Here is a 9,090-nt window from a genome sequence, read left to right on the forward strand (position 1 = left end):
AAAAAGGCAGGCTTTAGGCCTGCCATTATTACATTTTTAATTTCTTTTCGATGTCTTCAACAAACTGTCGGAAATTTTTATCGGTATCTTTTAGGTTGTTTACTGTTTTACAGGCATGTAGCACGGTAGCATGGTCTTTGCTTCCTATTTGTGCTCCAATACTTGCCAGCGAATATTTTGTTAAACTTTTAGAGAAATACATGGCTATTTGCCGGGCCTGAACAATCTCGCGTTTGCGTGTTTTAGTTTGCAGGGCATCAACAGGCATATTAAAATAGTCGCATACTACTTTCGAGATGTACTCGATTGAAAGTTCGCGTTTCGAGTTTTTAACCAGTTTGGTAATCAACTTGGCTGCCAGCTCCAGTGTAATTTCTCGCTTATTAAGCATGGATTGAGCTAATAACGATACCAGTGCTCCTTCGAGTTCGCGCACGTTATTGGTTACATGCGATGCGATGTATTCCAGTACTTCTTCCGAAAGGCTTATCCCGTCTTTGTAAATCTTCCGGCTTAAAATTTCCATTCGTGTTTCAAAATCGGGCGTTTGCAAGTCGGCAGTTAGGCCCCATTTAAAACGTGAAAGCAAACGTTGTTCCATGCCTTTAAGTTCAATAGGAGGCTTATCAGATGTAAGGATAAGCTGTTTGCCCATTTGGTGTAGATGGTTAAAGATATGGAAGAAGGTTTCCTGGGTTTTTTCTTTACCGGCAAATTCATGAACATCGTCAAGAATAAGTACATCAACCATTTGGTAGAAATGTAAAAAGTCGTTGCGGTTATTATTTCGCGTTGCTTCAGTAAACTGGGTCTGAAATTTATTTGCGTTGACGTAAAGTACTACTTTGTCCGGAAAATTTTCTTTTACTTCAATTCCGATGGCTTGTGAAAGGTGTGTTTTTCCCAATCCTGAATTTCCATAAATCATTAACGGATTAAATGCTGTTCCACCAGGATTTTGGGCAACAGCATAACCGGCGCTACGTGCCAAACGGTTACAATCTCCTTCAACAAAATTTTCAAAAGTGTTGTCAGGTTTTAACTGCGGATCAATTTGCAGTTTTTGTATACCCGGAATTATAAAGGGATTTTTTATTGTAGCCTTTTCTTCTGTTTTAAGTGGCACAGTAAGTGGTTTATTTTGAATTTTATTGTTGTTATTGGTTGGGTAACTAACCGTGTATGGCTCAGTACTGTTTTTATTGCTCAGCACAACATTATACTCAAGCTTAGCGCCATTACCTAAAACCATTCGAAGCGTTTTGCGCATAATATCAATAAATTGCTCTTCGAGGTATTCGTAAAAAAAAGCGCTTGGAACTTGTATTGTTAATACTTTGTTTTCCAATTTTACTGGTTCTATTGGCTCGAACCAGGTTTTAAAGCTGCTGCTAGGAACGTTATCTTTAATAACGTTAAGGCATTTTTCCCATGCAGTTTTGTACTCGTTGTTCATTTACAATTGCTGGATAATGAGGTTCTACAAATTTTTTCCCTAGTGGTATTCCAAAAGCAAAATTTGCGAAAAAAAAGTGAAAAAAAAAATCACATTTCTATTGTAATTATAACAAATGTCATATAGTTTTCTTTTTCAGGCATTTAAAATTTATTTTTTTTCAAATAATCGTAAGTGGCTGAAAATCAGGATTTAATTTTTAAGTTGTTGACTGATAGTGTTATAACTGTTAGGGTCTGGTGGGGTAGGTATTGGGGCTGGCCGTGCTATTAACAATTTATAGTTAATTACCGGAGTTGTTTTAATGCTTTTTCTAATTTTATCAACTTCCCTTTTTTAAAGGCAACAATGTTTGATTCGGGGAATTGGTGACGCAATTCATTGTGGATTTTTTCTATTTCAGAATAAGTGCTGCTTGCTCCCGTGAGATAAGAATATACATTTCCTGCGAAATACTCTTCCACATCTTTGATTGCGGTAAAAACTTTGGCATCGGTACCGAGTTTTGTTTTGGTAGAAAGTAGATGAACCTTAAAAATAATTTCTTTTGCCGAAGCATCATCTTTGGTATTAATGTATACATCTTTTCCAAAATCGAAAGCAGAAACCTGCAGGTACCGTTTGGGATTTTGCTGAATATCGCCAATTAAAAACCCAAGGTTTTCCGACATGGTGTTAATAGACTGGTACAATTCATCATCGTTAAGCAGTAGGCCTGCGGAGTTGTCGTCGCTGTTTAGTTTCTCAAGTATGCCAAGCATTTCTTCCGAGGCCGTGGCCAGGTTATTTAAAACCGGTGCAACCGAAATGGTGGCCAGCGTATCGGTAAAGCTGTTCAGGTTTTGTATGGTGGCTTCAAAAGCAGCCGCATTGTTTTTAAAGGTTGCAGTTAATTCTTCAATATTTGATACAATATTTTTTACATTTTCTTTTTCAGAGGCCATAATTTCCTGAAGGTCGGAAGTAGTGGCTTCAATATTTTCTACTGTTTGGTTAATTTTTGCAAAACTTGTAGTCAGGTTCTTTCGGGCATCTTCATTAAAAATTACCGTAAGTACTGTTATCGCCGAGTCTACGGTGCTCAATAATTCTTCGGCTTTGGTTTTTAGCGGGAGCACCTGCATGCTCACCTGGTCCTTTAATCCGGCTTCAATGGAACCCTTAATTGTATCGTTCGATTGATAGAATTCTTTATCCTTGCTGTAAATAATTTCTATAGAGCGTGTTCCCATAATATCGCTGCTTACAATACGGGCGGTTGAATTTACCGGGATTTTAAAACTGGAATTAACCGAGAAACTTACAATTAAACGGCCGCTGTTGTCGGGAGCAAACTGTACATCGGTAACTTGTCCGATCTGGTAGCCATTTAGTGTAATCTTATTCGATTTAACAAGGCCATCAACGCGGTTGTAATACACGTGGTAATAGTCGTTTCGTTTAAAAATGTCGTTGCCTTTAAGGTAGCTAAGCCCCCAAATAAGAATGGCTAACGAAAAAACTATTAATATTCCTAGCTTAGTGTATTTTGAATTTTTCATCTGTTTTTATTAAACATTTAACAGGTAACAGAAAGAATTTGTAATATCAGCAGGCGAGCTATTGTTTGCATATTGCCCCTGGTCTTTTGTTACTCTATAATTTTTTCATTGCTCTTTTGTGGTCGAAAAATAAGATTTTAATGTAAAATTAGCCAATTAAGAACTGATTTATCAAGGCTCAAGCAGCTTTTTTACAGAAATTAACTTATTGTTGCGAAAAGCTACAACAAATGCATTCGGGTATTTTGCCTCAATTCTGTTCCTTTCTTCCTCCGCTGTTTCAATCGTATTAAATTTTCCGGAGAAATAGCGATGGAGTCCGGAACCCTCCACGCTAAAGATTTGCGTTTCGCCATTAAAGTTTTTCGGAGTAGTTTCCAGTTTTCGGCTTAAGGCAAGAATTTGTACTGAATAAAAAACATTTTCTTGCGGTATGGTCTGAGAGGCTTCTTGTGTTGGTGGTGCTGCTGTTGTTTTTGTTTCAGAAGCATTACCGGCAACTGCTGTTACCGAACTTTCGCCTTGTGGTTCTGCTGGAGCATTGGTTACCAGATGAAAGCTGCTACGCTGTTCAATTTCCGACTTATAGTCTCTGAATGCTCTGAAAATTGCATAAGCAAGTCGTGTTCTGCCTGCTTCGCTTGTAAGGAAGCCCCGCTCTTTGGCATGACTTATAAATCCGGTTTCAATTAAAACACTGGGCATTGTTGTTTGGCGCAACACCAGGAAACCGGCCATTTTTACACTTCTGTCGAGGCGTTTGGCATAGGTTTTAAATTCGTTTTGTATGCCCGAAGCCAGCATTACACTTTGCCCCTGGTACTCTTCCTGCATGGTTTCAAACATGATATACGATTCCGGCTGATTGGGATCGAAGCCTTCGTAGGTTGTGTTGTAATCGTCTTCTAAAAGAATTACGGCATTTTCCTTTTTGGCTACTTCAAGGTTATCATCGTTTCGGTGCAAACCCAATACAAAAGTTTCGGTACCTTGCACACTGCTGGCATCAACTGCATTCACATGAATGGATATAAACAAATCGGCATCGTTTTTATTGGCAATATCTGCCCGTTTGTATAAGGGCACAAAAACATCTTTCGATCGGGTGTAAACCACTTTAACATCGGGGTAATTATCTTTTATCGTTGTGCCCAGTTTTAGTGCAATATCAAGAACAATATCTTTTTCAACGGCGTTACCAACCAAAGCTCCCGGGTCTCTGCCTCCATGTCCCGGGTCGATAACAACAACTGAAACACCTTCTTTTTTATCAGATGCATTTAGGGCAAGGGTCGTTTTATTTATCAACAAAATAAAAAGACTATAAATAAGAAGAAAACAGGTATGTTGCCAATGTCTCATATAAGTTCTTAAACCTTGATTATTAATATAAACTCGCATTCCGTTGCGATTCGTATATAATCGTTTAACATTCTTTTCCCAAAGCCTATTCACAGGCTCTGCGTGTAAAAATAGAAATATTAGCATTATTTTACATTTAATAGCACATTTGTAACCTCCATATTTTTATTTTTGTGCAGCCAAAGTAGATTTGAAACGCAGAAAACATTTTGTATAAACTATTCATCACATATTTATTCCTGGTAACTCCATTTTTGATTTTAGCTCAGGAACCGACTATTAGCGTCGCTTCAGAGCAACAACAATTGTCGGATACAATAGTCTCCGAATTGTACGTACTGCAGGATACCCTTTTGTCTGACAGTACCGGAATTGATTCGTTGGGTGGAGTAAAAGAGGAGAAACCGGTTATTGATGAACCGATTGATTATGCGTCAACAGATTCGATGATTGTTTCGTTAGACGGGCAGAAAGTATACCTGTATAACGAAGCAAAGGTGAAATACCAAAACATTGAACTGGAAGCCTACTATATTGAGCTTGATTTGGAAACCAAAGAGATTTATGCAGAAGGGGTACGTGACTCGTTGGGAGAGATGACCCAAAAACCCATTTTCAGACAGGGATCAGAAGAATACGAATCAGAAACGATGCGCTATAACTTCGAATCGGAAAAAGCTTTTATTACAAAAGTAGTTTCGGCGCAGGGTGAAGGTTTTATACACAGCGACCGCACAAAAAAAATTGGCGAAGAAGTGTTTGTTACCAAAGATGCCAAATATACCACATGCGATGCCGATCATCCGCATTTTTACCTGCATTTAACAAAAGCCAAAGTGGTATCAAACGAAAAAATTATTACTGGGCCGGCTTATATGGTTTTAGAGGATTTTCCGATCTATTTTCCCATACTTCCGTTTGGTTACTTTCCCAATTCGCCAACCTATTCGTCGGGTATTTTAATTCCGAAATATGGTGAAGAGCAAAACCGTGGTTTCTTTTTGCGCGATGGTGGTTATTACTGGGCTGCAAGCGATTATTTCGATTTGGCTGTTCAGGGTGATATTTACTCAAAAGGATCGTGGGGAACACGCATTAAAACCAATTACAAGAAACGTTACAAATTTGGCGGAAACTTTGGTTTTGAATATGCCAAAAATAAATATGGAGAGAAAGGTTTGGATACCTACTCGGAGGCAACACAATATAAAATATTGTGGTCGCATTCGCAAGACTCAAAAGCCAATCCAAATCAGACTTTTTCGGCCAGTGTAAATATTTCGTCGAGCGGTTACGATAAGCAAAACGCTTACGATATGAATGATTACCTTACCACCACAAAATCGTCGAGTATTTCGTATTCGCGCAAGTTTGAAAATACACCTTTTAATATGTCGATGAACCTGAGGCATTCGCAAAATACGAAAGACAGCACGATGTCCTTGTCGTTGCCCGAAATGACTTTTAGCATGGCTAAGGTATACCCGTTCAGAAAAAAGAACCGCAGCGGAAAAATTAAGTTCTACGAGAAATTTGGTATAAATTACACGGCCAACTTTAAAAACTCGATAACGGCCAAAGAAGATGAAATTTTGAGCAGCTCTTTTGCCACCGATTGGAAAAACGGTTTACGCCACAATCTTCCCATTTCATTTCCGAGCTTTAACCTTTTTAAGTACGTTAATTTTAGCCCCGGTATTAGCTACAACGAAAAGTGGTATTTCAAAAAATACAATTACAACTACGTAGCAGGAGGCGATTTTCCCAACAATCCATCGTCGATACCTGATAATATTCAGATTGATACCATAACAGGATTAAATCGTGTGTACGATTATTCTTACAGTGTGAGTGCCTCAACAAATATTTACGGGATGTATATTCCCCGTAATCCCAATTCAAAAGTTAAAGGAATACGGCATAAGATGACTCCTTCGGTTTCGTTTAGCTACAAACCCGATTTTGGCGATGAACGCTTTGGCTATTGGCAGGAGGTGCAGGTTGATGAAGAAGGAAATACCAGTTTTTATGACACTAACCTTGGAGGAATTTATGGTGGTTCGCCGGGCAGGGGCGAGTCGGGTGCTATTTCGTTCTCGGTAACCAACAACCTTGAAATGAAAAAGCTGGATACCCGCGATTCGACAAAAACCGATGAAGAACAAAAATTCAGAAAAGTAAAATTGATAGATAACCTGAGCATTGCCTCGTCGTACAACCTGATTGCCGATTCGTTAAACCTTTCGCCGTTTAGCATTAGAGCGCGTACAACGGTTGCCGGAGTAAGCATTAATCTCGGAACAACACTCGACCCATACATGGTAAACGAAAATTATCGAAGAATTCATAAATATGCCTGGAACGAACGCAGTGGCCTGGGAAAACTCGGACGGGTGACACGTGCCAATCTTTCGTTTGGGATGAATTTTAAATCGAAAGATAAAAAGAAGCCGGGAGAAAATAAGGAAGGGCAGGATGATGCTCCTTTACCCGATGATGCCATGTTAGCCATTTACGATAATTACGTTGACTTTAGTATGCCCTGGGATTTTGGTTTTGATTACAGTTTAAATTATACCGGGCCTTCGTCGGCTTACCCCGATGGCAGAGTAACTCAAACACTTGGCTTGCGCGGAAATGTTAGCATTACCGATAAATGGAAACTGAGCGCAATGACCAATTTCGATATTCAGGAACAGGAATTTGCTTTAACCTCGTTCCGCTTAAACCGCGATTTGCACTGTTGGAACATGGCCTTTAATTTTGTTCCTTTTGGTTACCGAAAAAGCTACAGCTTTACCATCAGTGCCTCATCTTCAATGTTACAGGATTTGAAAATTCAGAAACAGCAAAGCCACTACGACAACTTTGAATTTTAATAGTAGTCTCGCTCTGAAAGCACACGTGTTTAAAGTTAAAGAGTAGTGGATTTACAAAAAAGAACAATCCTGTTCCCTCCGGATGAAAACGATGGTTTTTCCGGCTTTTTATTAAAAAGGTTTACCAAACTGTTTTCGGGCTTGAGAATTGGCCCAGATCTTCTATCTTCACATAAAATAACTGAATTGGAAACCTGTATGAAGTTTTTCATTCGAAAATTACAAAAACAGGAATGAATAAATTTTATTTGAGTTCCATAGAAAACTAAAAATTTTAATACGATGAAACGAATTATTGCAACCGAAAATGCCCCTGCCGCAATTGGACCTTACAGTCAGGCGGTTGAAGTTAACGGAACACTTTATATTTCGGGGCAGGTACCTTTGGTGCCGGAAACCATGAAAGTTATTGAGGGGGGCATTGGCGAACAAACTGCGCAGGTAATGAAAAACATTGAAGCCATTTTAACGGCAGCAGGATACACCTTTGCCGACGTGGTAAAATCGACTTGTCTGTTAAGCGACATGGCCAATTTTAAAGCCATGAACGAAGTATATGGAAAATATTACAAGCAGAATGCGCCAGCCAGGGCTGCATTTGCCGTAAAAGAATTGCCGCTGGGTGTTCTAGTTGAGATTGAAACCATTGCGATAAAATAATCAAACATTCTAATTTCAGTAAAAACATCTTGTAATGCCTTTCGATCAGAAATGAACGACCTTATTCGATTTAAAAAACTGGAAGAGCAGGTTTTGAAGCTCGTTGCTGAAATTTACAATTATTATATCGAGCATTCTACTGCAATATTTCATACTACACGGGTTAAGAAGGTTGATTTACAACAGCTGATTCCTTTGGGTCATGGCAAATATGTTTCGTTCCTGATTTATTATAACGATGTTGTGGCCGGGTACTGCTACCTTGGGCAATACAAAAACAGGCCGGCATACGATCGCACCGCTGAAGTTACCATTTATCTGCATCACGCCTTTTGGGGCAAAGGCATTGCCCGTAAGGCTATGCTGCATCTTGAAAAGGTGGCCCGGGAAAAAAATATTTGTGTGTTGCTCGGAATTATTACGGGCGAAAATGTGCCAAGTGTAAAGTTGTTTGAGCGAATGGGCTACGAAAAATGTGCCCATTTTAAGCAGATAGGCGAGAAGTTTGGCCGCTTGCTCGATGTGGTGGCCTATCAAAAACTGATAGACTTATAAATTTTTTTATCTGCAAATCCTGCGAATTATAACGGTTGGCAAATGAAAGAGCCAATTGGTAGAATACAAATTAGTGCGATTGATGCAATTGCAGATACGTTTAAAACAAAATAAAAAGGGTTTCCGTTTTGGAAACCCTTTTACCGTTTTTAGTATTGTGTGTGCAAAAATATGCTTATTCCGCAACAACTTCAAATTCAATTTCAACCACCACTTCTTTGTGCAGTTTAATTTTAGCTGTATGGGTACCAACTTCTTTGATGCTGTCTTCAGGAATAGAAATCTGTTTGCGGTCGATTTCAAATCCTTTTTTGTTAATTGCTTCAGCCAATTGAATGGTGTTAACCGAACCAAAGATTTTGCCTGAAGTACTTGTTTTAGCACCAATCGAAATTTTCTTGGCAACAATTTGCTCTGCAATTTTTGTTGCTTCTTCTTTCAACTTAGCCTCTTTGTGCGCACGTTGTTTAATGTTTTCGGCCAAAACTTTTTTAGCCGACTCGGTAGCAACAACAGCTTTTTTCTGAGGAATCAGAAAGTTACGACCGTAACCATCTTTAACCTCAACAATATCGTCTTTGCTTCCTAAACGCTCTACGTCTTGTAATAATATAATTTCCATTTCAAGTCCTCCTCT

Annotated in this window: 7 protein-coding genes; 3 read left to right on the top strand and 4 right to left on the bottom strand. The window is 38.9% G+C overall.

Annotation, left to right across the window (positions count from 1 at the left end; translation table 11 throughout):
• Positions 1–28 precede the first annotated feature (28 nt).
• From dnaA to QZ574_RS10505, 3 genes are all read right to left on the bottom strand, one after another.
• Positions 29–1,456 carry a chromosomal replication initiator protein DnaA gene (dnaA, locus tag QZ574_RS10495; RefSeq protein ID WP_297089436.1) on the bottom strand — a complete coding sequence of 476 codons (1,428 nt, stop codon included), beginning with the start codon at positions 1,454–1,456 and terminating at the stop codon, positions 29–31.
• A gap of 287 nt (positions 1,457–1,743) precedes the next feature.
• Positions 1,744–2,997 (bottom strand): MlaD family protein, encoded by a 1,254-nt coding sequence (locus tag QZ574_RS10500; protein WP_297089437.1) that lies wholly within the window; start codon positions 2,995–2,997, stop codon positions 1,744–1,746.
• Positions 2,998–3,168: 171 nt separating this feature from the next.
• The gene (locus tag QZ574_RS10505) at positions 3,169–4,359 is read right to left on the bottom strand and encodes an N-acetylmuramoyl-L-alanine amidase (protein ID WP_297089438.1); all 1,191 of its coding nucleotides are present in this window, start codon (positions 4,357–4,359) and stop codon (positions 3,169–3,171) included.
• A gap of 209 nt (positions 4,360–4,568) precedes the next feature.
• On the opposite strand from QZ574_RS10505, the gene QZ574_RS10510 reads away from it, so the two are divergent.
• The 3 genes from QZ574_RS10510 to QZ574_RS10520 all read left to right on the top strand — a co-directional run bounded on the left by QZ574_RS10510 (position 4,569) and on the right by QZ574_RS10520 (position 8,453).
• A complete protein-coding gene (locus QZ574_RS10510; RefSeq protein ID WP_297089439.1) occupies positions 4,569–7,238 on the top strand; it encodes a putative LPS assembly protein LptD in 2,670 nt (889 codons plus the stop codon).
• Between the two features lie 282 nt (positions 7,239–7,520).
• Positions 7,521–7,898 (top strand): RidA family protein, encoded by a 378-nt coding sequence (locus tag QZ574_RS10515; RefSeq protein WP_297089440.1) that lies wholly within the window; start codon positions 7,521–7,523, stop codon positions 7,896–7,898.
• 51 nt (positions 7,899–7,949) lie between these two features.
• Positions 7,950–8,453: a GNAT family N-acetyltransferase gene (locus QZ574_RS10520; RefSeq protein WP_297089441.1), complete on the top strand. Its 504-nt coding sequence runs from the start codon at positions 7,950–7,952 to the stop codon at positions 8,451–8,453.
• 175 nt (positions 8,454–8,628) lie between these two features.
• Here QZ574_RS10520 and rplI read toward each other — a convergent pair.
• Positions 8,629–9,090 (bottom strand): 50S ribosomal protein L9 (gene rplI / locus QZ574_RS10525; RefSeq protein WP_297089442.1); only part of this gene is annotated, 462 nt, incomplete at its 5' end.

It is taken from the genome of uncultured Draconibacterium sp., from assembly GCF_913063105.1.
Lineage (GTDB): Bacteria > Bacteroidota > Bacteroidia > Bacteroidales > Prolixibacteraceae > Draconibacterium.

Coding starts and splice junctions, on each gene's coding strand:
- dnaA (WP_297089436.1), bottom strand. CDS start 1,456: ATGAACAACGAGTACAAAACTGCATGGGAAAAATGCCTTAACGTTATT.
- QZ574_RS10500 (WP_297089437.1), bottom strand. CDS start 2,997: ATGAAAAATTCAAAATACACTAAGCTAGGAATATTAATAGTTTTTTCG.
- QZ574_RS10505 (WP_297089438.1), bottom strand. CDS start 4,359: ATGAGACATTGGCAACATACCTGTTTTCTTCTTATTTATAGTCTTTTT.
- QZ574_RS10515 (WP_297089440.1), top strand. CDS start 7,521: ATGAAACGAATTATTGCAACCGAAAATGCCCCTGCCGCAATTGGACCT.
- QZ574_RS10520 (WP_297089441.1), top strand. CDS start 7,950: ATGAACGACCTTATTCGATTTAAAAAACTGGAAGAGCAGGTTTTGAAG.